Origin of the sequence: Pseudonocardia sp. CA-107938 (assembly GCF_050936315.1) — a bacterium.
GTDB lineage: Bacteria > Actinomycetota > Actinomycetes > Mycobacteriales > Pseudonocardiaceae > Pseudonocardia.
This window is the reverse complement of sequence record NZ_JBNJNA010000001.1, coordinates 514,893-538,927: the sequence shown is the minus strand read 5'-3', so window position 1 is coordinate 538,927 and position 24,035 is coordinate 514,893. Positions and strand designations below refer to the sequence as shown.

The 24,035-nt window shown below is 73.6% G+C and carries 25 protein-coding genes; 16 read left to right on the top strand and 9 right to left on the bottom strand.

Annotation, left to right across the window (positions count from 1 at the left end; all coding sequences use genetic code 11):
• The first annotated feature begins 47 nt into the window (after nt 1–47).
• Nucleotides 48–554 carry a VOC family protein gene (locus ACQEVB_RS02660; protein WP_432964382.1) on the top strand — a complete coding sequence of 169 codons (507 nt, stop codon included), beginning with the start codon at nt 48–50 and terminating at the stop codon, nt 552–554.
• Here the strand turns inward: ACQEVB_RS02660 and hisN are convergent.
• A complete protein-coding gene (hisN, locus tag ACQEVB_RS02655) occupies nt 544–1,329 on the bottom strand; it encodes a histidinol-phosphatase (RefSeq protein ID WP_432964379.1) in 786 nt (261 codons plus the stop codon). The genes ACQEVB_RS02660 and hisN overlap by 11 nt on opposite strands.
• Nucleotides 1,330–1,354: 25 nt before the next feature.
• Here hisN and ACQEVB_RS02650 point away from each other — a divergent pair, with 25 nt between their 5' ends.
• The gene (locus ACQEVB_RS02650; RefSeq protein ID WP_432964376.1) at nt 1,355–2,011 is read left to right on the top strand and encodes a response regulator transcription factor; all 657 of its coding nucleotides are present in this window, start codon (nt 1,355–1,357) and stop codon (nt 2,009–2,011) included.
• Between the two features lie 3 nt (nt 2,012–2,014).
• Nucleotides 2,015–3,286 carry an ATP-binding protein gene (locus ACQEVB_RS02645; RefSeq protein ID WP_432964373.1) on the top strand — a complete coding sequence of 424 codons (1,272 nt, stop codon included), beginning with the start codon at nt 2,015–2,017 and terminating at the stop codon, nt 3,284–3,286.
• 234 nt (nt 3,287–3,520) lie between these two features.
• On the opposite strand, the gene ACQEVB_RS02640 is transcribed toward ACQEVB_RS02645, so the two are convergent.
• Nucleotides 3,521–4,030 (bottom strand): GtrA family protein, encoded by a 510-nt coding sequence (locus ACQEVB_RS02640; RefSeq protein WP_432964371.1) that lies wholly within the window; start codon nt 4,028–4,030, stop codon nt 3,521–3,523.
• Between the two features lie 67 nt (nt 4,031–4,097).
• Here ACQEVB_RS02640 and ACQEVB_RS02635 point away from each other — a divergent pair, with 67 nt between their 5' ends.
• Entirely contained in the window at nt 4,098–5,291 is a 1,194-nt protein-coding gene (locus tag ACQEVB_RS02635) for a 5-(carboxyamino)imidazole ribonucleotide synthase (RefSeq protein ID WP_432964368.1), read from the top strand.
• Entirely contained in the window at nt 5,284–5,787 is a 504-nt protein-coding gene (gene purE, locus ACQEVB_RS02630; RefSeq protein ID WP_432964365.1) for a 5-(carboxyamino)imidazole ribonucleotide mutase, read from the top strand. The genes ACQEVB_RS02635 and purE overlap by 8 nt, the downstream gene beginning before the upstream one ends.
• A 325-nt stretch (nt 5,788–6,112) precedes the next feature.
• Here purE and ACQEVB_RS02625 read toward each other — a convergent pair whose 3' ends face one another.
• Nucleotides 6,113–6,742, bottom strand: coding sequence for a TetR/AcrR family transcriptional regulator (locus ACQEVB_RS02625; RefSeq protein WP_432964362.1), 630 nt, complete (start codon nt 6,740–6,742; stop codon nt 6,113–6,115).
• Between the two features lie 52 nt (nt 6,743–6,794).
• On the opposite strand from ACQEVB_RS02625, the gene ACQEVB_RS02620 reads away from it, so the two are divergent.
• Entirely contained in the window at nt 6,795–7,496 is a 702-nt protein-coding gene (locus ACQEVB_RS02620; RefSeq protein ID WP_432964358.1) for an SDR family NAD(P)-dependent oxidoreductase, read from the top strand.
• Nucleotides 7,497–7,570: 74 nt separating this feature from the next.
• Here the strand turns inward: ACQEVB_RS02620 and ACQEVB_RS02615 are convergent, their stop codons facing one another.
• Nucleotides 7,571–8,251 carry a TetR family transcriptional regulator gene (locus ACQEVB_RS02615; RefSeq protein WP_432964355.1) on the bottom strand — a complete coding sequence of 227 codons (681 nt, stop codon included), beginning with the start codon at nt 8,249–8,251 and terminating at the stop codon, nt 7,571–7,573.
• A gap of 59 nt (nt 8,252–8,310) precedes the next feature.
• Between ACQEVB_RS02615 and ACQEVB_RS02610 the strand changes: the two genes are divergently transcribed.
• The gene (locus ACQEVB_RS02610) at nt 8,311–9,465 is read left to right on the top strand and encodes an acyl-CoA dehydrogenase (RefSeq protein WP_432964352.1); all 1,155 of its coding nucleotides are present in this window, start codon (nt 8,311–8,313) and stop codon (nt 9,463–9,465) included.
• 192 nt (nt 9,466–9,657) lie between these two features.
• Here the strand turns inward: ACQEVB_RS02610 and ACQEVB_RS02605 are convergent, their stop codons facing one another.
• Nucleotides 9,658–10,449 (bottom strand): alpha/beta fold hydrolase, encoded by a 792-nt coding sequence (locus tag ACQEVB_RS02605; protein WP_432964350.1) that lies wholly within the window; start codon nt 10,447–10,449, stop codon nt 9,658–9,660.
• A gap of 92 nt (nt 10,450–10,541) precedes the next feature.
• On the opposite strand from ACQEVB_RS02605, the gene ACQEVB_RS02600 reads away from it, so the two are divergent.
• Nucleotides 10,542–11,432 carry a LysR family transcriptional regulator gene (locus ACQEVB_RS02600; RefSeq protein ID WP_432964347.1) on the top strand — a complete coding sequence of 297 codons (891 nt, stop codon included), beginning with the start codon at nt 10,542–10,544 and terminating at the stop codon, nt 11,430–11,432.
• A 6-nt stretch (nt 11,433–11,438) separates the two neighbouring features.
• On the opposite strand, the gene ACQEVB_RS02595 is transcribed toward ACQEVB_RS02600, so the two are convergent.
• Nucleotides 11,439–12,155, bottom strand: coding sequence for a TIGR03089 family protein (locus tag ACQEVB_RS02595; RefSeq protein ID WP_432964344.1), 717 nt, complete (start codon nt 12,153–12,155; stop codon nt 11,439–11,441).
• Nucleotides 12,156–12,185: 30 nt separating this feature from the next.
• Entirely contained in the window at nt 12,186–13,697 is a 1,512-nt protein-coding gene (locus ACQEVB_RS02590) for an LCP family protein (RefSeq protein WP_432964341.1), read from the bottom strand.
• A gap of 79 nt (nt 13,698–13,776) precedes the next feature.
• Here ACQEVB_RS02590 and ACQEVB_RS02585 point away from each other — a divergent pair, with 79 nt between their 5' ends.
• The 5 genes from ACQEVB_RS02585 to ACQEVB_RS02565 all read left to right on the top strand — a co-directional run bounded on the left by ACQEVB_RS02585 (nt 13,777) and on the right by ACQEVB_RS02565 (nt 18,595).
• Nucleotides 13,777–14,610 carry a glycosyltransferase gene (locus ACQEVB_RS02585; protein WP_432964338.1) on the top strand — a complete coding sequence of 278 codons (834 nt, stop codon included), beginning with the start codon at nt 13,777–13,779 and terminating at the stop codon, nt 14,608–14,610.
• Nucleotides 14,611–14,612: 2 nt separating this feature from the next.
• Nucleotides 14,613–15,440, top strand: a complete 828-nt coding sequence (locus ACQEVB_RS02580; protein ID WP_432964335.1) for a tetratricopeptide repeat protein — start codon at nt 14,613–14,615, stop codon at nt 15,438–15,440.
• A gap of 100 nt (nt 15,441–15,540) precedes the next feature.
• A complete protein-coding gene (locus tag ACQEVB_RS02575; protein ID WP_432964332.1) occupies nt 15,541–16,602 on the top strand; it encodes a tryptophan 2,3-dioxygenase family protein in 1,062 nt (353 codons plus the stop codon).
• Between the two features lie 12 nt (nt 16,603–16,614).
• On the top strand, nt 16,615–17,685 hold the full coding sequence (locus ACQEVB_RS02570) for a sugar phosphate nucleotidyltransferase (RefSeq protein ID WP_432980085.1): 1,071 nt from the start codon (nt 16,615–16,617) through the stop codon (nt 17,683–17,685).
• Nucleotides 17,678–18,595 (top strand): DNA-3-methyladenine glycosylase family protein, encoded by a 918-nt coding sequence (locus ACQEVB_RS02565; RefSeq protein WP_432964329.1) that lies wholly within the window; start codon nt 17,678–17,680, stop codon nt 18,593–18,595. The genes ACQEVB_RS02570 and ACQEVB_RS02565 overlap by 8 nt, the downstream gene beginning before the upstream one ends.
• A gap of 3 nt (nt 18,596–18,598) precedes the next feature.
• On the opposite strand, the gene ACQEVB_RS02560 is transcribed toward ACQEVB_RS02565, so the two are convergent.
• Nucleotides 18,599–20,128, bottom strand: coding sequence for a serine/threonine-protein kinase (locus ACQEVB_RS02560; RefSeq protein ID WP_432964326.1), 1,530 nt, complete (start codon nt 20,126–20,128; stop codon nt 18,599–18,601).
• A 143-nt stretch (nt 20,129–20,271) separates the two neighbouring features.
• On the opposite strand from ACQEVB_RS02560, the gene cofD reads away from it, so the two are divergent.
• The 3 genes from cofD to ACQEVB_RS02545 are packed head-to-tail and all read left to right on the top strand — an operon-like array spanning nt 20,272 to nt 23,167.
• Complete coding sequence (gene cofD / locus ACQEVB_RS02555; protein WP_432964323.1) at nt 20,272–21,237, top strand: 2-phospho-L-lactate transferase; 966 nt, start codon at nt 20,272–20,274, stop codon at nt 21,235–21,237.
• The gene (locus ACQEVB_RS02550) at nt 21,234–22,616 is read left to right on the top strand and encodes a coenzyme F420-0:L-glutamate ligase (protein ID WP_432964320.1); all 1,383 of its coding nucleotides are present in this window, start codon (nt 21,234–21,236) and stop codon (nt 22,614–22,616) included. The genes cofD and ACQEVB_RS02550 overlap by 4 nt, the downstream gene beginning before the upstream one ends.
• A complete protein-coding gene (locus tag ACQEVB_RS02545) occupies nt 22,610–23,167 on the top strand; it encodes an NUDIX hydrolase (RefSeq protein WP_432964317.1) in 558 nt (185 codons plus the stop codon). The genes ACQEVB_RS02550 and ACQEVB_RS02545 overlap by 7 nt, the downstream gene beginning before the upstream one ends.
• Here ACQEVB_RS02545 and ACQEVB_RS02540 read toward each other — a convergent pair.
• A complete protein-coding gene (locus ACQEVB_RS02540; RefSeq protein WP_432964314.1) occupies nt 23,128–23,898 on the bottom strand; it encodes a site-2 protease family protein in 771 nt (256 codons plus the stop codon). The genes ACQEVB_RS02545 and ACQEVB_RS02540 overlap by 40 nt on opposite strands.
• Between the last annotated feature and the right edge of the window lie 137 nt (nt 23,899–24,035).

Below are 24,035 nucleotides of genomic sequence, written 5' to 3'. Positions count from 1 at the left end.
GGCAATTGAGGACAGGAAGTGGCCGCTGTGCCTCATAGGCTCGTCCCATGACACAGCCCGAGCAGTACACGACCGTCGCCCCGTGGATCGTCACCGACGACACCGCCGCGCTCCTCGACTTCATCACCAGCGCCTTCGACGGGAAGGAGCTCATGCGCGTCCCGCTGCAGGACGGGTCGATCGGGCACGCGGAGATCCGCATCGGCGACACGGTCGTGCTGGCGTTCGACCGCAAGGAGGGCTGGCCGGCGCTGCCGTCGCTGCTGCGGGTGTGGGTGCCCGACGCCGACGCAGCCATGGCGCGCGCCGTCGAGCTGGGCGGGCGGATCGTCACGGAGCTGTCGGACAGCGCCTTCGGTCAGCGCGGCGGACGGGTGCGCGACCCGTTCGGCAACATCTGGTGGGTCGTGGCACAGGTGGAGGACGTGGCCCCCGAGGTGGGGATGGCGCGACTCGCGGAGCCGCAGTACGCGGCGTCGATGCGCGACGCGCAGGAGACGCTGGACCGCGAGCTCGGCGGCCGCGAGGGCATCAGCCCGCCGGTCACGGAGTGAGCGCGGCGACCACGGCGTCGTGCAGAGCGCCGTTGGTCGCCACCCCGTTGCCGCCGGCGAACCCGTCGGATCCCGCCAGGTCGGTCAGCCGGCCGCCCGCCTCGGTCACGATCGGGACGAGCGCGGCGAGGTCCCACGGGTTCGCCACGGCGTCGACGGCGATGTCCAGCACCCCCTCGGCGAGCAGGCAGTACATCCAGAAGTCGCCGAACGCGCGGGTCTCCCACACCGACTCGCCGAGCTCCTGCCACTGCCGGTCCTTGCCGATGTCCGCGAACGAGCGGGCGTCGGTGGTGGTCAGGTAGGCGTCGGCGAGCTCGGTGATCCGCGAGACGGCGATGCGCCGGGGCGCGCCCCCCGCGTCGTCGGTCCACGCGCCCTCGCCGCGCGCGGCCCACCAGCGGCGGCCCAGCGCAGGCGCGCTCGCCACGCCGACCGTCGCCTCGCCGTCGACGGTCAGGCCGATCAGCGTGGCCCAGACCGGCACGCCGCGGGAGAAGTTCTTGGTGCCGTCGATCGGGTCGATCACCCAGCCGCGGCCACGGATCGCCACCGAACCGCCCTCCTCCTCACCGAGGATGACGTCGTCCGGTCGCTCGGCGGCGAGCAGCGCGCGCAGCTGCGCCTCCGTGGCCGTGTCGGCATCGGTGACGGGCGTGCGGTCGGGCTTGCTCGTCACCTGGAGGTCGGCCGCGCGGAAGCGGTCGAGCGTGACGGCGTCGGCGGCGTCGGCCAGCCGGAGGGCCAGGTCCAGATCGGGGCTCACACCGATCATCTTCCCCGGGCATAGAGTTCGGTGCGTGACGACGGTGCTGCTCGCGGAGGACGACGCCGCGATCGCGGAACCCCTCTCGCGCGCGCTGCAGCGGGAGGGCTACCAGGTCGACGTCGCCGTCGACGGGAACACGGCACTGGGCCGGGTGCGCGACGGCGGCATCGACCTGCTGCTGCTCGACCTCGGCCTGCCCGGCATGGACGGGCTCGAGGTGTGCCGCCGCGTGCGGCTCGACTTCCCCGACCTCCCGGTGCTCATGCTCACCGCCCGCACCGACGAGGTCGACTTCGTCGTCGGCCTCGACGCCGGCGCGGACGACTACGTCGGCAAGCCGTTCCGGCTCGCCGAGCTGCTCGCCAGGGTGCGCGCGCTGCTGCGCCGGCTCACCCCCGAGACCGTGGACGTCGGCGGGGTGCGGATGGAGCTGTCCGGGCGGCGGGTGCTCGTCGACGGCGCCGAGGTCAACCTCGCCAACAAGGAGTTCGAGCTGCTGCGCGTGCTCATGCTGCGCGCCGGGCAGGTCGTCACGCGCGACGAGATCCTCCGCGAGGTGTGGCACGACCCCGACCTCAAGACGTCCAAGACACTCGACATGCACATGTCGTGGCTGCGCCGCAAGATCGGCGGCGAGCAGCGCATCGCCACCGTGCGCGGGGTCGGTTTCCGGTTCAACCACGACTGATCCATGCGCCGCCGGATCCTGCAGTCGACCCTGATCGTGGTCACGATCATGGGTCTGGTGCTGGGTGTGCCGCTCGCGTTCACGACCTGGCGGCTCGTCGAGGACGTCGCGCGCGCAGAGCTCACCGGCACGCTCGAGCAGATCGCCGGCAGGCTCGACGACCCCGGCGCCATCGCGGCGCTCGAACCGTCCCAGGTGGAGCTGGCGCTGCCCGCCGGCGGGCGGCTCGTCGTCGAGCTGGACGGGCGGCAGGTGCTGGCCGTCGGGCCGGAACGCGATCCGCGCACGTCGGTCGTCGAGACGCTGCCGTTCGCGCCGGGTGGGCTGCTCACCATCTCCGAGCCGAACTCGACGCTGCGCACCCAGCAGCTGCAGGTGACGCTCATCGTCGTGCTGCTGGTGGTGCTGTCGGTCGCCGCCGGCACGAGCGTCGCGATCTGGACGGCTCGCCGGCTCGCCGAGCCGCTCTCCGACGTCGCCGACCGGGCCGCGCGGCTCGGCGCAGGCGACTTCCGCGCCGCCCCGCACCGGCACGGGATCCCCGAGCTGGACCGCGTCTCCGACGTGCTGGACACCTCGGCCGGGGCGCTCGCCGACCTGCTGCGTCGCGAACGTGACCTCGTCGGCGACGTCTCCCACCAGCTCCGTAGCCGGCTCACCGCGTTGCAGCTCCGGCTCGACGAGCTGGCCACCCACCCCGACGAGAGCGCCCGGCGCGAGGCACTGGCTGCGCTGGAGCAGACCGAGAAGCTCACCGAGGTGCTCGACGAGCTGCTCGAGGCCGCCCGTGCCGCCCGTTCCGCCGGGGCGGAGGTGCAGGACCTGCGGACCTTGCTGACCACCGTCGCCGACGAGTGGCGATCTGCACTGCGCGCCGCCGGGCGGTCACTGCGGGTGCGGCTCCCGGACGGCCTGCTGGCCAGGGTCACGCCGGCGCGGCTGCGCGAGGCCGTCGGCGCGCTCGTCGACAACGCCATCCAGCACGGCGACGGCACCGTCCTGCTCGCGGCGCGCGCCACCGAGAACTCCATCGTCATCGAGGTCTCCGACGGCGGGCACGGCGTGCCGGAGGAGCTGGTGCCGCACGTGTTCGACCGGGGCGTGTCCGTCGGGTCGTCGACCGGGCTCGGGCTGGCGCTGGCCCGGGCGCTCGTCGAGGCCGACGGGGGCCGGCTGGAGCTCTCCCGCGCCCGCCCCGCGATGTTCTCCGTGTTCCTGCCGGCGGCCAGGGCCGACGACCTCGTCGGCGCCCCCCGCCCGGCCAGCCCCCGCTGACGGCGAGTTGCGGTTCCCGCGTGCGCGAGTCGCGGGTCTGGTGTCCGCGAGTCGCGGATCTCGCGTCGGCGAGTCGCGGGATTCGTCCTCGCGAGTTGCCCGGTTCTGGACCGCGAGTTGCCCGGTGCAGCAGCGCGAGTTGGCCGGTTCGACAGGGCGACTCGGCCGACAGATCCTGCCGAGAGGGCCAACTCGCCCTGTCGGAATGGCGAACTCGCGGTGCGTGGGTGCGGGTCAGTCCGGGGGGAACTGGCGGCGCACGTTCTCGTCCGGGAAGACGAAGCGGCGGAACGCCCACCAGCGGAACGCCATGCCGAGCAGGACGCCGAGGATCTGGCCGCTGACGAAGTCGGCGACCTCCTGCGTGAACAGGGAGACGGCGGGCACCTGCAGGTCCAGCACGTAGCGGGACACGGCCAGCGGTGCGGTGTAGACGGCGACGCCGATGCCGCTGATCAGGAAGAACAGCGCGGCCTCGTGGTGGCGTTCGCGGCCGCCGCGGGTGCGGAAGGACCACTCGCGGTTGAACACGTAGGAGGCGATGGTGGCGACGAGCACCGCGAAGATCTTCGCGGTGAGCGGCTTCTCGACCAGGACGGTGTTCTTGAGCAGCAGGAACACCGTGGTGTCGATGATCCAGGTGGCGCCGCCGACGAAGGCGAACTTGATCAGCTCTCGATGCTGGATCGCCACATCCCGGTACGGCTGCGGGATGCGGTAGAGCACCGCTTCGACCATCGTCATCCCTGACATTGTGCCGAAGGACCGAGATCACAGCCGGACGGGGGCGCTCCCGTAAGGTCTCCTGACCGTGGACGATGCACCGGAGCTGCCGGTCGTGGGCATGATCGGCGGCGGTCAGTTGGCACGGATGACGCACCAGGCCGCGATCGCGCTGGGGCAGTCGCTGCGGGTGCTGGCCGCGAAGCCGGACGACCCGGCGGCGCTGGTCTGCCGCGACGTCGCGTACGGCACGGATCTGGCGGCGATGCGGTCGTTCGCGGCCGGTACGGCCGTGGTGACGTTCGACCACGAGGGCGTGCCGCAGGCGGACCTGCGGGCGCTGGTCGCGGCCGGCGTCACGGTTCGGCCGGGCCCGGACGCGCTGCGGTACGCGCAGGACAAGCTGGTGATGCGCCGCCGGTTGGCGGATTTGGGGGTTGCGGTGCCGCCGTTCGCCGAGATCACGTCGCCGGCCGGGTTCGCGGAGTTCGTCGAGCGGCACGGCGCGGCCGTGCTGAAGGCCGTCCGCGGCGGTTACGACGGGCGCGGCGTGTGGCTCGACGCCACCCCGGCGCTGGTGGCGGAGCTGCTGGCGGCGGGCACCCCACTGATGGCGGAGCAGCGCGTGTCGATGCGCCGCGAGCTGGCCGCACTGGTGGCGCGCTCGCCGTTCGGGCAGGCGGCGGCGTGGCCCGTCGTCGAGACGGTGCAGGAGGCCGGGCAGTGCGTGCAGGTGCTCGCACCGGCCCCCGGCCTGGACCCGGACGTGGCCGCGGCGGCCCAGGCGACGGCGCTGCGGATCGCCACCGAGCTGGACGTGACCGGGCTGCTGGCCGTGGAGCTGTTCGAGACCGCCTCGGGTGCGATGGTCGTCAACGAGCTGGCGATGCGGCCGCACAACTCGGGCCACTGGACGATCGAGGGCGCGCGCACGTCGCAGTTCGAGCAGCACCTGCGCGCGGTGCTCGACTACCCGCTGGGTGCCACGACGATGACCGCGCCTGCGGTGGTGATGGCGAACGTGCTGGGCGCGGACGTCGAGCCGGTGATGTCCATGGACGAGCGCTGCCATCACCTGTTCGCGCGGTTCCCGGACGTCAAGATCCACCTTTACGGCAAGGCCGCCCGCCCGGCGCGCAAGATCGGGCACGTCACGGCGCTGGGCGACGATCCGGTGGTCGTGCGGGAGCGGGCGGCGCTGGCCGCCGCGTGGCTGTCCACCGCGGAGTGGGCGGACGGCTGGTCGATCCACGGTGTCGGGAAGGAGGCCGCGCATGCCTGACGCGGTCGTGGGCGTGATCATGGGCAGCGACTCGGACTGGTCGGTCATGGAGGCCGCGGCCGAGGCGCTCGCCGAGTTCGAGGTGCCCTACGAGGTGGGCGTGTACTCCGCGCACCGCACGCCCCAGCGGATGCTCGACTACGCGGCGTCGGCGGCGGACCGCGGCATCCAGGTGATCATCGCCGGTGCGGGTGGTGCGGCCCATCTGCCCGGCATGGTCGCGTCCGCGACGACGTTGCCCGTCATCGGCGTGCCGGTGCCGTTGCGGACGCTCGATGGGATGGACTCGCTGCTGTCGATCGCGCAGATGCCGGCGGGGGTGCCGGTGGGCACGATGGCGATCGGCGGCGCGCGCAACGCGGGCCTGTACGCGGTGCGGATCCTGGCTGCCGGCGACCCCGAGCTCCGCGCGAAGGTGGCCCTCTTCCAGGCGGGGTTGGAGCAGTCCGTGCTGGCCAAGGACGCTGCGCTGCGGGAGCGCGTGAACAGCTCGTAAAAATCATGGCGAGATCGCCGGTTCCGGTCGTAGCCTGGCGCTACACAGGAGAGGAGGTGGTCCAGCGTTGATTAGCTGCAGGACTTGTGAGGTGGCTGTCCGCTAGCACCACAGGACATGTCTCCGACGGTTTGTGGAAGCCGGGTGTGGTGCCGGCCAATCCCAGACAGTCACCCGTGATCCCCGGGTCCGAGCCCGTCCAGCTCGGTGACGCACCAGCCGGTGCGGCCCGGGGATCACGCATGTCCAGGGACGTCACACATCCCGCGGCCACCGCGCACAGGTTGCAACGTGTGTGCCGTGGCCGTGCGCTGTGTGACGTCGCTCAGGGGAACCGCATGGCCGTGGCGACCATCGCCGGGTCGAGCGGCGCGCCGGGCAACGGGGTGGCCGAGCCGGCCCGGAGCCCGTCGAGGAGCACGCAGACGTGGCGGCGCCAGGCGTCGGGGAGCACCTCGCGCAAGCCCTCCGTGGCGCGGACGACGCCCCACAGGAGCAGGCCGACGTCGGCCGGGCCGACGTCCGTTCGCAGCACCCCGGCTTCGTGTGCGCGGGCGATGAGCTGCAGGTAGCGGGTGTGGCCGCGGGCCTTGGCCCGTTCGGTGGCCGAGTCGGCCGGGAGGGTGCGCACGCAGACCTCGGTGAACCCGCGGTCGCTCGCCTGCCACTCGGCGAGCGTGGTGAGGTGATCCACCAGCCCCTGCCACGGATCGGGGTTCGCCAGCGCGCGCTCGGTGAGCTCGACCGACGCCTCGACCTGGGGAGCGACGGCCGCGTCGACGAGCGTCGCCCGGTTGCCGAAGTGGTGGTACAGCGTGCCGACGCGCACGCCGGCGCGGCGGGCGATCTCCTCCAGCGACGCGTCGAGCCCGGACTCGGCGAAGACCTCCCGCGCTGCGCTGAGGAGCCGCTCGCGGTTGCGGCGCGCGTCCGCGCGGAGCGTGCTCGAGGGCATCCGTCGAGTCTACTTGTTGAGGGTCACCTCAAGTTACGGTAGAACTTGAGGCATGGCTCAAGATAAGTCGATCGTCGTCTTCGGTGCCGGGCCCGCGCTCGGCCTGTCCACCGCCCGCCGGTTCGCCCGCGAAGGGCACGCCGTCACCCTGGTCGGCCGCAACGCCACCACCGTCGACCCGCTCGTGGCCGCGCTGCGCGCGGACGGGGTCACGGCCGACCGGCTGCTCGCCGACCTCGCCGATCCGGCAGCGGCGCGGGCGGCCGCCGAGCAGGTCGGGACGCCGGACGTGGTGGTCTACGCGCCCGGCGGCACCGAGCGCCTGCCCGTCGCCGTCTCCGCCCTGGACGCCGCGACGCTCGCCACCTGGCTGCCGCTGAACCTGCTCTCGCCGGTGGACATCGCGCACGTGATCGTTCCCGGGATGGTGGCGCGCGGCTCGGGCGCGTTCCTGGTGGCGCAGGGCGTCGCGGTGCGCGAGCCGATGCCCGAGCTGGGCAGCGTGAGCGTCGGGCAGGGTGCGCTGCTCACCTACCTGCGGGCGCTCGCGCGCGACGTGGAGGCCAGCGGGGTGCGGGTGGCGAGCCTGCAGATCGGCCGGCTGATCAGGGGTAGCGCGGCCGAGGCGCTCGTCGAGCAGGGCTACTACGACGAGGTGCAGAGCGGCCCGATGCCGCGCGTCGACCCGGACGAGCTCGCCGAGCGGCTGTGGGAGCTCGCGCAGCCCGCGGCTCCGGTGGAGCTGGTGGCCTGAGCCGGGCGGGGGGGTGAGTTGATCAAGGGCAAAATGTTGCTTGTCGATCTTCGACAGCGACATTCTGCCCTTGATCAGCGAGCGACCCCCGGCTGCTGCTCCAGCCGGACGACCGCTGCTTCCAGGCGTTCCGTCACCTGCGCCAGCGCCGGCTGCTCGACGGGGAGCATGGTGGACACCGCGCGGTAGCGCGCCACCATCGCCGCGATCCCGCCGGCCGGCGCGCCGGCGGCGAGCCAGGTGCGCAGGGCGAGGTTGTGCGCGGCCACCACGGCCGAGCCGATGACGGCGGCCCGCAGATCGCCGTCCGGGTCGGTGGCGAGGCGCGTGCGCAGGTGGCGGGTGAAGAGCCGGCGGTAGTGGTCGACGCTGGCCGACTCGCGGTCGCGCAGCGCCGGCACGTCGTGCGTGATCCGGTAGCGCGCCACGGAGAGGGCGGGGTCGTCGGTGTAGAGGTCGAAGACCGTCTCGCCGGCGCGCAGGGCGAGCGCGGCCGGCGACTCGGTGGGGTGGGCGGACTCGAAGACCTCGCCGACGCGGGCCAGCGCGGACGCGTGGTCGGGGGAGACCGCCTCCTCCTTGGCGCGGAAGTAGCGGAAGAACGTCCGCCGTCCGACACCGGCGGCTGCCGCGATGTCGTCGACGGTGGTGGCGTCGTAGCCCTGGTCGGCGAACAGCGCGACCGCGGCGGCGACGAGGTCGCGCCGCACTTCGGCCCGGCCGGCCTCGGACCGCCCCCTGCGCGCCACCGTCATGGCACGCAGGGTAGCAACGATCCTTGCTCGTGGCACTGCGTGCCGTTACGCTGGACGGCATGGACCCTGCCTTCGACGCCTACCAGCTCAGCGAGGAGCACACCGCGCTGCGCGAGGCCGTCCGCGATCTCGCCACCAAGGAGATCGCCCCCCACGCCGCCGAGGTCGACGAGGAGGGGCGTTACCCGATAGAGGCGCAGAACGCCCTGACCAAGGCCGGGTTCCACGCGGTGATCATCCCGGAGGAGTACGGCGGGGAGGGCGCCGACGAGCTGGCCGGGTGCATCGTGATCGAGGAGGTCGCCCGGGCCTGCGCGTCGTCGTCGCTGATCCCGGCCGTCAACGGGCTGGGCATGACGCCGATCCTGCTGTCGGCGTCGCACGAGCTGAAGAAGCAGGTGCTGCCGTCGATCGCGGCCGGCGACGCGATGATCAGCTACGCGCTGTCGGAGCGCGAGGCCGGTTCCGACGCCGCGTCGATGAAGACCCGGGCCCGCCGCGACGGCGACGACTGGGTGCTTAACGGCACGAAGTGCTGGATCACCAACGCCGGCGTCTCCACGTGGTACACGGTCATGGCCGTCACCGACCCGGAGAAGAAGGCGAACGGCATCTCGGCGTTCGTGGTGCACAAGGACGACCCGGGCTTCGTCGTCGGCTCGAAGGAGCGCAAGCTCGGCATCAACGGCTCGCCGACGCGCGAGATCCACTTCGAGAACTGCCGCATCCCCGGCGACCGGATCATCGGCGCCGAGGGCACCGGCTTCAAGACCGCACTGGCCACCCTGGACCACACCCGTCCCACCATCGGCGCGCAGGCCGTCGGCATCGCGCAAGGTGCGCTCGACGTCGCGATCTCCTACGTGAAGGAGCGCCGCCAGTTCGGTCGGGCCATCGCCGAGTTCCAGGGCCTGCAGTTCATGCTCGCCGACATGGCGATGCGCGTGGAGGCGGCCCGCCAGCTGGTGTACGTCGCGACGTCGCGGGCCGAGCGCGGCGAGCCCAACCTCGGGTTCATCTCCAGCGCCGCGAAGACCTTCGCGTCCGACACGGCCATGTCGGTCACCACCGACGCCGTGCAGCTGCTGGGCGGCGCCGGCTACACCAAGGACTTCCCGGTCGAGCGCATGATGCGCGACGCGAAGATCACGCAGATCTACGAGGGCACGAACCAGATCCAGCGCATGGTGATGGCGCGGGCGCTGCTGAAGTAGGCCGGCGCGTTCCCCGGTAGGCGCGAAGGTGAGGCGCGGCCGGGGGTGTCGGTGATCAAGGGCAGATCGTCGCTTGTCGATCTCTGCGAACGGCATTTCGCCCTTGATCACCGCAAACCCCGCACCACCTCGACCGGGCCGCGGCCCATGACGGCGGCGCCGCTGCTGACGAGCGGAAGTGGCACGCGGCCGTCAGCCCTCCTCCGCGAGGAACGACTCGACCAGCGGGAGGAGGATGGCGGTGCGGCGCATCAGGCCGGTGTGGGTGGCCCCGGGGACGACCGCCAGCCGGGCGCCCGGGATCAGGTCCCGCATCGCGCCCGCGTGGTCGAGCCGGACGAAGTCGTTGTCGGCGACCACCAGGAGGGTGCGCGCGGTGATCCCCCGCAGCTCGTCCTCCGTCCAGCCGTCGACGTCGTCGGGTGCCGGCGTGGCCTTCGCGGCCAGCGCGAAGAACTGGTCCGGGTCCGGGGCGACCCGCTCGTAGGACTCCTGCCACTGCTGGAACTCCTCGGCGGTCGGCATCCGGCCGGCGGTGTCGGGTGCGCCGTCGCGGATGCCCGAGTGGTAGCCGGAGCTGCGGAAGTGGGTGGCGGCGGCCACCAGCCGACGAACCCGGTCGGGATGCAGCATGGCCACCCGCAGGGCGGTGAGCCCGCCGAGGCTGAAGCCGAACAGGTCGACCTGCTCGATGCCGAGCTCGTCGAGCAGGGCGACGACGTCGGCTGCGAGGCCGTCCAGCGTGATGGCGCGGTCGATGTCGGCGGTGTGCCCGTGGGCCTGCAGCTCGACGGCGATCACCTGCCGGTTCGCCGCCAGCTCCGGGAGGACGGCACCGAACGTGGTGTCGATCGTCATGACGCCGCCGTGCAGCAGCACCAGCGGAGTTCCGCCGCTGCCGTGGACCTCGTAGTACATGCGCAGGCCGTTGACGTTGGCGTAGCCGGCGGTGGAGATGTCTGTGGTGTTCATGGCGCTGTTCATGGCACTGAGGATGGGGTGGTCGTCACCGGCCATCAACGGCCGACTTCGCACGGCACCCATTAGTCGAGCTACTCGATCGGTACGCTGTCGGTATGGAGATGAGGGAGCTGGAGATCTTCCTCGTGCTCGCCGAGGAGCTGCACTTCGGACGCACCGCCGAGCGGCTCTACCTCACCCAGTCCCGCATCAGCCAGACGATCAGGGCACTCGAGGACCGCATCGGCGGCAAGCTCTTCGACCGCACCAGCCGGCGGGTCGAGCTGACGCCGCTCGGCGAGCACCTGCGCGACGAGCTGCGCCCGGGCTACGAGCAGATCCAGCGGGCCGTGGCCAGCGCCGCCGACCGGGCAAAGGGGGTTACCGGGGTCCTGCGACTGTGCGTGCCCACCTACTCGATGGCCGGGCCGTCGTTCACCGAGATCACCCGGGTGTTCCAGGCGCGGTACCCGGCGTGCCGACTGGTCGTCGCCGAGGAGTTCCCCGGCGACTTCGGCCGGCTGCGCCAGGGCGCCTACGACCTGATGTGCCAGCGGCAGCCCATCTCCGAGCCGGACCTGACGATCGGCCCGCGCCTGAGCCTGGAGGAGCGCATCCTGCTCGTGCACGTCGGCCACTCGCTCGCCGAACGCGGCCACGCCACGCTCGAGGACCTCGGCGACTGGACCGTCATCTCCCGGGCCGGGATCCCGGCCCGGCTGTACGACGACTTCTTCCCGGCCACCACCCCGAGCGGGCGACCCGTGCGGCGCGGCCCCGCGATCACGATGAGCAGCGACGTCCTGCACCTCGTCGCCCGCGGCGACATCGTGCATCCGACCGTCGCGTCGTTCACCACGTACTACCGCCACCCCGACGTGACGCACGTCCCGTTCCTCGACACGCCGCCGACGGAGAGCGTGCTGGTGTGGCGCACGGACCGGGAGAACGCCGCCATCCGGGCTTTCGCCGAGGTGGCGAGGGAGGTCGTTGCGGCAGCGGGATGAGCTGCGTCAGCCCAGCCGGACGGTGACCTTCTCGGACGACGCCTTGCGGTCCAGCCGGTCGGGGTCGGCGTTGCGCACCTGCACCAGCGACGCGCCCGCGGCCAGCGGGGCGAGCAGGCCGTCGACCAGGCCTTCTGCCGTCCAGTCCAGGGTGGAGAGGACGCGGTCGCCGGCGCCGATGCCGAGTGCCTCGGCGCGGATGCGGGACAGGTCGAGCACCCGGTCGACGGTCTCGCCGCGCAGTGCGAGCGCCGAACCGGGCACCGGCTCCCACGGCACGAAGTCGTCACCGTGCAGCCGCACCTCGGTCGCGAAGTCGACGACCCCGCCGGGCAACCCGGCCACCCCCTTGCCGAACGCGTCGAGCGAGAGCGCGACCACCCGACCGGCGTCGGCGCCGAGCGCCAGGTCGAGTCGCTCGGCGTCGCACGCCACCACGTCGGCGCCGGCCGGATCGGCCACCACCTCCGCCCCGCACGACCACGCGGCGAGCAGCACCGCCGCCGTCTGCCAGTGCGCCGGCAGCAGCACCGCCACGCGGCCGCCGGGTTCGACGTCGCACTCGTCGCGCAGCAGGTTGGCGGCCTTGGCGGCCCAGTTGGCCGTGGTCACCCCGGACAGCTCGATCCGTTCCCCCGTCGCGTCGTCGTAGAACGTGACGAGGGGGCGGGCGGATCCGGGACCGCGCAGGACGGGCCCGAGCAGGGCGTCGGTCAAGCTCACGGACCCACCGTAGCGATCACCCCGGGGGCGTCAGTCGATGCAGGGCACCCCGTCGGCCGTGATCGGTGCGGTGGGGGGTGGCGGCGCCGCCGTAGTGCGCGGGGCCGGGGTGGGCAGCACTGAACGGTCGAAGTCCGAGCCCAGGATGACGAGGAGGTGCCCCGCGACCGTCTCGTCGCTCGCCTCCACCGGCAGCCCGCCGAGCTGCTCGGCCACCTGCAGGGCTGCGCCGCGGTCGGCGCCGGTGTAGCGCACCACCGACTCCTCGGTGGGCTCGAAGTTGTCGGTGCTGCCGCGGAGGAACCCGAGGTCGCGCATGCGGTCGACGACGGTCACGGCCAGCCCTTTGACGGACGAGCCGTTGCGCACGTCCACCGCGTACCGGCTCGGGATGATCGTCAGCGGGCCGGGCGCCGCAGGTGGCGGCGTGGCCTTCGCGGCCTCCTCCGCCTTGGCCGCCTGGTCGGCGATCGTGCGGTCGACGAAGTCGTGCACCTGGAACGGGTCCACCTTCACCACGCTGCCGACGTCGATCGTCTGCGTGCCGAGGGTCGGGATGGTCACGAACTCCAGGTTGCCGCGCGCGATCCCGGCCGCCTGCTGCGCGAAGCCGAGCAGGTCCCAGCCGGAGTCGATGACCAGGGTGTCCTGCGCGACCCCGACCAGCGCGGACAGCTTCGCCGGGTCGGTGAGCGTGCCGGCGGAGAGGATCTTGTGCGCGACCGCGGCGAGGAACACCTGCTGGCGGCGGATCCGCGACAGGTCGCCCTGCGGGAGGCCGTGCCGCTGCCGGACGAACGACAGTGCGTCCGCGCCGCTGAGCGTCTGCGGCCCGGCCCGGAAGTCCGCGCCGGACAGCTCGTCGGACGTGGCGGCGCGCAGGCACACGTCCACGCCACCGACGGCCTGGGTGAGGTTCGCGAAGCCGAGCAGGTTGATCTCCGCGTAGTGGTCGACGGAGACCCCGGTCAGCTCCTCGACGGCCTTGACCAGCGCCGTCCGCCCGGCCTGCCGCGCCAGCGCGTCGATCTCCTGGCGAGGGTGCCCGCCCTCGGCGACCAGCTTCTCCGCCGTCAACGCCGTCACCGCCGGGTACGCGGCGTTGATCTTGTCGGTGCGGTACCCGGGGATGTCGACGTAGCTGTCGCGCGGGATGGAGAACGCCGCGGCCGCGCCGCCGCCGTCCGGCACGTGCAGCAGGATGATCGTGTCGGAGTTCAGCACGCCGGTGTCGGGGCCGGCGTGCAGCCGGCGCAGCACCTCGTCGGGCAGCGGGTTGCCCTTGGTGTCGGTGCGGCTGTCCACGCCGACGAGCAGGACGTTCTGCGCGCCGTCCGACGAGTCGCCCGACACGACGTCGGTCGTCACGATGCCCGCCGTGACGTCGCGGTAGAGGCTCCACGCCGTGCCGGCCGCGGCCAGCACCAGCACGTGCGCGACGACGAGCGCGATGCGGATCCGGCGCCGCCACGTCCGCTTCGGCGGCGGCGGTGGCGGCGGCACGCCGGGGCGGCGGACCGTCGCCGTGCCCCGGGTGCTCACCGGTCTAGGGTGCAACTTCTGCGGGAGTCCCACCGGACGTGTTCCGCGTGTCGCCGAAGGACTACTCAGAAGGAGTGCCGTGCTCTCGGTGCTGCTGCCCGTCTGGGCCGGGGACGACGCCGACCACCTCGCGACGGCGTTCCACTCGGTGACCGACGAGCAGACGCGCCGCCCTGACCAGGTCGTGATCGTCCGGGACGGGCCGGTGCCCGCCGCATTGCAGACCCGCATCGACGAGCTGGCCGCCGCCGCGTCCGTGCCGGTCGACGTCGTGGCGCTGGAGCGCAACGGCGGGCTCGGGCCCGCCCTCGACGCCGGGTTGGCCGCGTGCCGGCACGAGTTCGTCGCCCGCATGGACGCCGACGACGTCTCCCTGCCGCACCGCTTCGCCACGCAGCTGCCGATCATGGAGTCCGGGGTCGACCTGCTGGGATCGGGGTTGCTGGAGTTCGGCGTCGAGGTCGACGACGTGGTCGGCAGCCGCACCCCGCCCGTCACGGCGGCGGACATCCGGGCACGCTCGCGGTTCGCGTCCCCGTTCAACCACCCGACCGTCGTCTACCGGCGCGAGCTCGTGCAGGCCGTCGGCGGGTACGGGGACTTCGCGCTGATGGAGGACTACCTGCTCTGGGCGAAGCTGATCATGGTGGGCGCGCGGGTCGCGAACGTCGCGGAGCCCCTGGTGGCCTACCGGGTGGGCGCCGGCGCGTACGCCCGGCGGGGTGGTTGGCCGCAGCTGCGCGCCGAGCTGGCGCTGCAGTGGCGATTCCGCGGGCTCGGGTTCACCACGCCGGCGCAGTTCCTGCGCAACGTCGCCGTCCGTGGCGGGTACCGGCTCGTGCCCGAACGGCTGCGGCGCACCGCGTACCGGAGGGTTATCGCGACCTACCCAGCGGGTAACCCACAGGGGTGACGGTGAGTACGACGCGCACTGACGAAGCGATCGCGTTGTTGCGCGCCGGGCGCAACCGGGAAGCGGTGGACGTGCTGCGCAGCGCCGTCGCAGCCGGCGAACCCGACGCGGAGGACCTCCTCGTCCGCGCCTACCTCGACAGCGGGAGCTGGCATGCCGCCGTCGACTGGCTCGCCCCGCGCGTCGCGGCCGGGCACACCGAGTTCGCCGGACGGCTCGGCGTCGCGCTGGCCGGTGTGGGCGACGTCGACGCGGCCGAGGACGCGTACCGGCTCGCCGTCTCCTCCGGCGACGTCGCGGCGGCCAACGACCTGGCGATCCTGCTGCGCGACCGCGGCCGCCCCGCCGAGGCCCAGTTCGTCCTCGAGCAGGCTGCGGCAGCGGGGGATCCCGTCGCGCCCGCGAACCTCGTCGAGCTGCACCTGGAGTCGGGGAACCTGCGTGCCGCCGTGGACACCGCAGAGCGCTACGTCGACGAGGCCAACCCGGACACGCTGGTCGCGCTCGGCGACGTCCGCGTCGCGCAGGAGCGCGACACCGAGGCCGAGCGGCTGTACCTGCAGGCCGCGCAGCTCGGCGCCGTCCGCGCGCACACCGCCTACGGCACCTTCCTGGTCAACATCGGGGCACTCGAGGCCGCCGAGCGGGAGTTCCGCGCGGCCGTCGACGCGGACGAGCCGCGGTGGGCGGTCACCATGGGCCGCTTCCTGCTCGACACCGGCCGCCCCGACGAGGCCCGCGGCTACCTGCAGGCCGGGGCCGACGCCGGCGACGTCGAGGCTGCGGAGCTGCTGGACGAGCTCGACGGCATCGACGCGACCGACGACTGAGCGCGCTTCCCGTCCGGTGAGGAAAACCTGACCGGCCGGTGGGCTGATCCGTCCCCGGCGGGGATGCCGCGGGTGGGGTCGTGGAGCGCACCGTGTCCGCATGGACGACCACACCGACGGTCTCGCGCTCGCCCGGCACGTCGCCGCGCGCGTGCGCGCGGTGGGCAGCGCCGCGCTGCCCGCGTCGTTCCTGGCCGAGCTGGACGCGCTGCGCGACCGCGGCACCGGCCCGCACCTGCGGGCATTCCTCGACAGCGTGCTCGCGCGCCGCGACGGCCGGTTCGTCAACCGGCACTACCTGGCGCTGCCGTTGCTGGAGCTGGTCGGGCTGGATCCGGACCGGCTCGCGGCCCTCCTGATGGCCGACGTCGTCCGGCACGAGCTGCACAACGCCGGATCCCCCGACTCGCCCGCCCCGGACGTCCTGCGCAAGCGGGTGCGGCACGCGCGCCGGTTCGTCGGTCGCTGCCTGGGCGAGACGGTCGAACCGGCCTGCCCGCTCGACGGGCTGCCCGACGCCCCCGCCGCGGGCTGGCTCGACCTGACCGTGCTGCCGGTGTCGACCCGCCACGACGAGCACTTCTTCATCCGCTCGCTGCAGTGCCACGAGCTGACGTTCACCGTGCTGGTCGCGGACGTCCGGGCCGCCACCGCGGCCCTGCGTGCCGGCGACGTCGACGGGGCGGTCGCGCACCTCGACCACGCCGGCACCGTGTTCGAACGCGCTCAGCTGCTGTTCCGCATCGTCGCGACGATGTCAGCGGACGCGTTCGCCGACTTCCGCACGCACACCGAGGGCGCGAGCGCCGTGCAGTCCGACCAGTACAAGCGGTTCGAGGTGGCGTGCGGGCGGCCGAGGGCCGAGCGGCTCGCGTCGATGGCGTTCGACGGCGTCCCGGCGGTGCGCGCGGAGGCGCTGGCGGGCGGCGACGACCTGTCTCGCGCCCTGCTCGACGTGCCCCCGACCGAGCGGCTGACCGCCGCTGTGCGCCGGCTGGAGGCGGCCCACCAGCGCTGGAAGGCCACCCACCGCTCGCTGGCCGCCCGGATGCTGGGCGACCGGCCCGGCTCGGGGTACAGCTCGGGCGTGCCCTACCTCGGCGAGTGCCTGCGCAACCGCCTGTTCTGGCGGGTGGGCGGCGTGGACGGTGCCGCCTCCTAGACTGCCCGGGTGCTGGACGATGTCGAGGCCGTGGTCCTGGTGGGCGGCAAGGGGACGCGGTTGCGGCCGCTGACGCTCGCGGCGGCGAAGCCGATGCTGCCGACGGCGGGCGTGCCGTTCCTCGCGCACCTGCTGTCGCGGATCCGGGCGGCGGGGGTGCGGCGGGTCGTGCTCGGCACCAGCTACCTCGCGGAGACGTTCGAGGCGGGCTTCGGCGACGGCGCCGCCCTGGACCTGGAGCTGATCTACGTCACCGAGGAGCAGCCGCTCGGGACGGGTGGCGGCATCCGCAACGTCGCCGATCACCTGACCGCGGAGACGGTCATGGTCTTCAACGGCGACGTCCTCGCCGGCACCGATCTCACCGCGGTCGTCGACACGCACCGGCGCACCGACGCGGACGTCACCCTGCACCTGGTGCGGGTGCAGAACCCGCGCGCGTTCGGCTGCGTGCCCACCGATGCCGAGGGCCGGGTGCAGGCGTTCCTGGAGAAGACCGAGGATCCGCCGACCGACCAGATCAACGCCGGCTGCTACGTGTTCCGCCGCAAGGTGATCGACCAGATCCCGGCCGGACGGGTGGTGTCGGTGGAGCGCGACACGTTCCCCGGGCTGCTCGCCGAGGGCGCGCGCGTGTGGGGGCACGTCGACGCCGCGTACTGGCGCGACCTGGGCACCCCCGGTGACCTGGTGCACGGCTCCGCCGACCTCGTGCGCGGCATCGCGCCGTCGGCTGCGCTGCCGGGGCCGGTCGGGGACCGGCTCGTGCTGGAGGGCGCCGAGCTCGCCCCCGACGCGCTCGTGTTCGGGGGCACCACGGTCGGCCGTGGCGTTCGCATCGGACCGGGTGCGCGCGTCGAGGGCGCCATGCTGTTCGACGGGGCCGTCGTCGGGGCGGGCGCGCTGGTCCGGCACTCGATCGTCGGGTTCGGGGCCCAGGTGCACGAGGGCGCGGTGCTGGTCGACAGCGTCGTGGGCGACCGCGCGGTCGTCGGCGCGCAGTGCGAGCTGCGACACGGCGCCCGGGTGTGGCCGGGCGTGACGCTGCCGCCGCACGGGGTGCGCTTCTCGCCCGATGTCTGACGGCCTGGTCCGGGAGTGGCGGCCGGACTACCCGCTCGACCTGGCCGGCGTGCTCGCCCCGCTGCGCCGCGGCGCCGGCGATCCCGCGTTCGTCACCGCCGGGCACGGGGCGCCGGTGTGGCGGGCGTCGACGAGCCCGGCCGGCCCCGTCACCACGCGGATGCACCGCCGCGCGGACGGCACCGTCGTCACGACCGCATGGGGGCCGGGCGCCGACTGGGCGCTCGACGGGGTGCCCGCGCTGCTCGGTGTGCACGACCGTCCCGACGAGTTCGTCGCCCACCACCCGTTGATCGCCGACGCGGCCCGGCTCCGACCCGGGCTGCGGTTCGGCGCCAGCATGCGGGTGTGGGACGTGCTGGTGCCGTCGGTGCTGGAGCAGAAGGTCACCGGCATCGAGGCCCGCCGCTCGTGGCGGGAGCTGTGCCGCCGCTTCGGCGAGCCCGCGCCCGGCCCCGCACCGGACGGGTTGCGCGTGCCGCCCACGCCCGAGCAGATCCGGGCCGTGCCCGAGTGGGCGTGGCACCGCGCCGGCGTCGACTTCTCGCGCCGCCGCGCGATCCTCGCCTGCGCGTCCGTCGCGCGGCGGCTGGAACGGGCCGCCGAGCTCGGCGGCGTCGAGGGCCGCACGCTGCTGCGCAACGTGCCCGGCATCGGGGTGTGGACGGCGGCCGAGGTGGCCCAGCGGGTCTGGGGCGACGCCGACGCCGTCAGCTACGGCGACTTCCACATCCCCACGCTCGTCGGCTGGGCCCTGCTCGGCCGGCCGATCGACGACACGGAGATGGCCGAGGTGCTCGCGCCCTACGCGCCGCAGCGCGGGCGGGCGGTGCGGCTGGTGGAGGTGTCGGGGTTCAAGCGGCCGCGGTTCGGGCCGCGGTTCTCCCCGCGCGACTACCGCGCCATCTGAGCATCACTGCTTGGTGTACTGCATCCCCTGGGCGTCGTGCAGCTGCCCGGACGCCGGGTCGTAGGTGTACAGCGCGGTGAACGACGCGCTGCCGGTGCCTCCGTTGCTGCAGGTCAGCTCCCAGTTCGCGGCCATCGAGTCGTCCACGGGGCTGCCGCTGGCCTTGCCGGTGAGGTTGTCGCTGCCGCCGCACTCCGCCGCCCCGGTGATCGTGATCGCCAGGTCGAAGGACCCGGCGCTCGCGTCCGCGGACGTGATGCTGAGGGAGATCTCTCGGGCGGCGCCCGGAACGGTCTGCCAGCTCCCGACGAACGCCGCCGGGTCGACCGTCGTGGACGGGTCGACGGCCGACGCAGTGACTGGTCCTGTGGTCGGCTCGCTCGTGGCGGTCGGTGCGTCCGTGGCCGTGATCGTCGGGGTGCGCGAGCTCAGGCTGGCCCCGATGATCACCGCGATGACGACCAGGGCGAGGAACGCGCCGATCAGCGCCACGGCGAGCAGCCCGCGGCGGGTGCGCGGCGGTGGCGCCGGGGCCGGCATCGGCTGGGGCGGCGGGGTGTACGCGTGGGCCCGGACGGGCTGTCGCGGCGTGATGCGGTGCGTGCGGCCGCCGTCGATCACCTGGGTGCGCGCCGTTCCGACGTCGACCGCGGAGCGGGTCGCGTCCGGCAGGGTGTGCTCGGGCAGCATGGCCCGCACCGGCGGGGGCAGCCAGCCGTCCGAGGACGTGCCGTCGGAGAGCGCGTCGAGCAGCTGGGCGGGGGTCGGGCGGTGCGCCGGGTCCTTCTCCAGCGCAGCCGCCACCACCGGGACCAGCGGCGGCGGCACGGCGTCCAGCCGCGGCGGCTTCAGGAGGATGGCCCCGACGACCGTTGCCGGGCTCCCGTCGCCGAACGGGTGCGCGCCGGCCGCGTGGCAGAGCACGCAGCCCCATGCGAACACGTCGGCGGCGCCGGTGATCGGCTCGCCCCCGAACTGCTCCGGCGCCATGAAGCGGGGTGTACCGACCGACGCTCCGGTGGCGGTGATGCCGCCGGCGTCGGGCCCGTCCAGCGCGCGGGCGATCCCGAAGTCGATCACGCGCGGGCCGTCCTCGGCGAGCAGGATGTTCGCCGGTTTGAGGTCACGGTGCACCAGTCCGGCCGCGTGCACGGCCTCGAGCGCCTCGGCGAGACCGGCGCCCAGCACGCGCAGCGTCGGGACGTCGAAGCGCCCGACGCGCTTGATGGCGGCGGCGAGTGAGGGGCCTGCCACATAGGCCGTGACCAGCCACGGCGGGTCGCCGTCGGGATCGGCGTCGACGACGGGGGCGGTGTGGAACCCGCCGACGCGCCGCGCGGCCTCGACCTCCTGGGCGAACCGGCGGCGGAAGTCCGACCGGCCGGCGAGGTGCGGGTGCACCACCTTGATCGCGACGGGCCGGCCGCTCGGCGAGCGCCCCCAGTACACCTGGCCCATGCCGCCGCTACCGAGCCGCCCGCCCAGGCGGTAGCGGCCCACGGCGACCGGGTCGCCCGGCTGAAGCGGCTGCATCGAACCCCCTCCGGCCGATCGGGCCCAGTCTAGGCAGGCCGACCTCACACACCCGGTGCGGTCCGCACACATGCAGCAACGTGTGTGAGGACCGCACCCGGTGTGACGTCGCGGCTCCGGCCCGGCGACGTAGGCTCGGTACCGTGAAGGTGACGGTGCTGGTGGGGGGTGTCGGCGGGGCGCGGTTCCTGCTCGGCGTCAAGGAGCTTCTCGGGGCGGACGCCGACGTCACGGCCGTGGTCAACGTCGGCGACGACATCTGGCTGCACGGGCTGCGGATCTGTCCCGATCTGGACACGTGCATGTACACGCTCGGCGGCGGGATCGATCCCGAGCGCGGGTGGGGTCGCCAGGGCGAGACCTGGGTGGTGCGCGACGAGCTGGCCGGCTACGGCGCCGACCCGACGTGGTTCGGGCTGGGCGACAAGGACATGGCCACGCACCTGGTGCGCACCAGGATGCTGCGCGCCGGCTACGCGCTCTCCGACGTCACGGCGGCGCTGTGCCACCGCTGGCAGCCCGGGGTGACGCTGCTGCCGGCGTCGGACGACCGGGTGGAGACGCACGTCGTCGTCGACGACCCCGCGAACGGGGAGAAGGCGCGCAAGGCGATCCACTTCCAGGAGTGGTGGGTGCGGCACAAGGGCGAGCTGCCGGTGCACCGGTTCGCCGCGATCGGCGCCGACGAGGCCACGCTGCTGCCGGCGGCGAAGGACGCCATCGCCGGGGCCGACATCGTGCTGCTCGCGCCGTCCAACCCGGTGGTGAGCATCGGCTCGATCCTGGAGATCCCCGGCGCGCGCGACGCGCTGCGCGACACCCCGGCGAAGATCGTCGGGATCTCGCCGATCGTCGCCGACCGGCCGCTGCGCGGCATGGCCGACCGCTGCCTGACCGCGATCGGCGTGGAGACCTCGGCGGAGGCCGTCGGCCGGCACTACGGCGCGCGGGCCGACGGTGGGCTGCTCGACGGCTGGCTGGTGCACACGGGCGACACGGCGGACGTGCCCGGCGTGGCCACCCGCCCGGTGCCGCTGCTGATGACCGACCCGGCGACGACGGCCCAGATGGTGGCCGACGCGTTCGACCTCGTCGGGGTGGCTCGGTGATCAAGGGCAAAACGTCGTCCGACGAGCCCGGCGAGCGACCTTCTGCCCTTGATCACGGCAACCCGGCCGGCATCCAGGTGCTGCCGGTGCCCGGGCTGCCCGAGTTCCGGCCCGGCGACGACGTCGCCACCGCGCTCGTCGCCGCCGCGCCGTGGCTCGCCGACGGCGACGTCGTGGTGATCACGTCGAAGGTGTTCTCGAAGGTCGAGGGCCGGTTGGTGCCGGCCCCGACCGATCCCGAGGAGCGCGACGCGCTGCGCCGCCGGCTCGTCGACGGCGAGACCGAGCGGGTGGTGGCCCGTCGCGGGCGCACGACGATCGTCGCCGGCAAGCTCGGCGTCGTGCAGGCCGCCGCCGGCGTCGACGGGTCGAACGTGCGCGCCGACGAGCTGGCCCTGCTGCCCGCCGACCCCGACGCCAGCGCTGCCCGGCTGCGCGCCGACCTCGCCCGGCTGGCCGGCGTGGACGTCGCCGTCGTCGTCACCGACACGATGGGTCGGGCCTGGCGGGTCGGGCAGATCGACCTGGCCATCGGCGCGGCCGGCCTCGCCGTGCTGCACGGCTACGCCGGCCAGCACGACGCGCAGGGCAACGAGCTGGTCGTCACCGAGATCGCGGTGGCCGACGAGCTGGCCGCCGCCGCGGACCTCGTCAAGGGCAAGTTGGGCGGCACCCCGGTCGCCGTGGTGCGCGGGCTCGCCCCCGTCGACGACGGTTCGTCCGCGCGCGACCTCGTCCGACCCATCGAGGGCGACATGTTCCGCCTCGGCACCGACGAGGCACTCGCCGAGGGCCGGCGTGAGGCCGTGCTGCTGCGGCGCAGCACCCGCGACTTCACCGACGAGCCCGTCGACGTCGATGTGGTGCGCCGGGCCGTCGCCGTCGCGCTGACCGCGCCCGCGCCGCACCACAGCACGCCGATCCGGTTCGGGCTGGTCCGCGAGAAGCGCACCGCGCTGCTGGACGCCATGGCCGTGCGCTGGCAGGAGCACCTGGAGGCCGACGGGCGGCCCGCCGACGAGGTGGCCCGCCGCATGCGCCGCGGCGACCTGCTGCGCCGCGCCCCCGAGCTGGTGCTGGCCTTCCGCACCGGCGACGGCATGCACGTCTACCGCGACGAGGCGCGGCGGCTCGGCGAGCGCACGATGTTCACCGTCGCCGGCGGCGCCGCCGTGCAGTCGCTGCTCATCGCGTTGGCCGCGGAGGGGCTGGCGTCGTGCTGGGTGGGGTCGACGATCTTCGCCGCCGACGTCGTCCGCGACGTGCTGGACCTGCCCGCCGACTGGCAGCCGCTCGGTGCGATCGCCGTCGGCCATCCCGTGCAACCCCTGGCGCCGCGCGCGCCGCGCGACCCGGAAGGGGCGTTCCTGCAGTGGTAGCCACCGCCGTCGCCGCCGACGAGCTGCGCGCCTGGGAGCCGGACGACCACGGCCAGCAGTCGCTGCGGGAGGCGCTGCTCGCCTACCTCGCCGCCCGTCCCGACGACGCGTGCGACCGCTCCTGCGTGCCCGGCCACCTGACGGCGTCGGCGCTCGTCGTCGACGATGCGGGGGAGCGCACCCTGCTCACCCTGCACCGCAGGCTGGGCGAGTGGCTGCAGCTGGGCGGGCACTGCGAGCCCGGCGACGCGTCACTCCGCGCGGCGGCATTGCGCGAGGCGGAGGAGGAGTCGGGCATCGACGGCCTGACGATCTCCGAGACGCCGTGGCACGTCGCCGTCCACCCGCTCACGTGCTCGCTGGGCGTGCCGACGCGCCACCTCGACGTCCGCTACCTCGTGCGGGCGCCGGCGGGCGCGGTGCCGCGGATCAGCGACGAGTCGGCCGACCTGCGCTGGTGGCCGCTCGACGCGCTGCCCGACGACCCGGGCGTGCGCGAGATGGCGGCCGCCTACCAGCGCGCCCAGTCCCAGAACCGCATCTCGTTGTAGCCGGCGCGGTAGAGCCGCAGGTCGCCGCCGAACAGGTCGTAGATCCACGCCGCGCCCGCCCACAGGGCGTTCAGCAGCGGAGGCACGGCCAGCAGCAGCACGAAGAAGACCAGCGGGCCCCAGCTGCGCACCTGCGGGTTGATGCCGCGCGGGGCGACGTACGGCTCGATCACGCCCCACCCGTCGAGGCCGGGAACGGGCAGGATGTTGAGCAGGAACGCCAGCAGCTGGAAGAACGCCAGCGTGGACAGGCCCGCCGTGAGGCCCAGCGGCATCGCCACGTTCACCGCCACAAGCAGCAGCAGGATGCCGAGCACCAGGTTGATCACCGGGCCGGCGAGCGAGACGAGGCTGCGCATCGCCCGGGACCGGATCGCCCCGTGGTCGATCCACACCGCGCCGCCGGGCAGCGCGATCCCGCCGAGGAGCAGGAACAGCACCGGCAGCACGAGGCTGAGCCCGACGTCGGCGTACTTGCGGACGTCGAGCGACAGGTAGCCCTTGTCGCGGACCGATCCGTCGCCGCCCTGCAGCGCCACGAACGCGTGACCGAACTCGTGCAGGCACAGCGACATCGTCCAGCCGCCCACGACGAGCAGCAGCAGGCCGGCCGACAGCAGGAACGAGTGGTCCTTGCCGGCCAGATCCGCGGTGCCCGGCACGGTGAGCACGCCACCCACGACCGTGGCGGCCGTCAGCACGAGGAACCACGGACTGAGTCGGGTCTGCACGGTTCGACCTAACCATTGGGCCGGCCGGGGGACCGACCGGGTGTACCTCGTCACCCGGTTGGCAGGTTCAACTTGCGATCGACGCACGACATCGCTGTACTTACATCGCTGTCATTCGGGGACGGCAGCCATTCGCC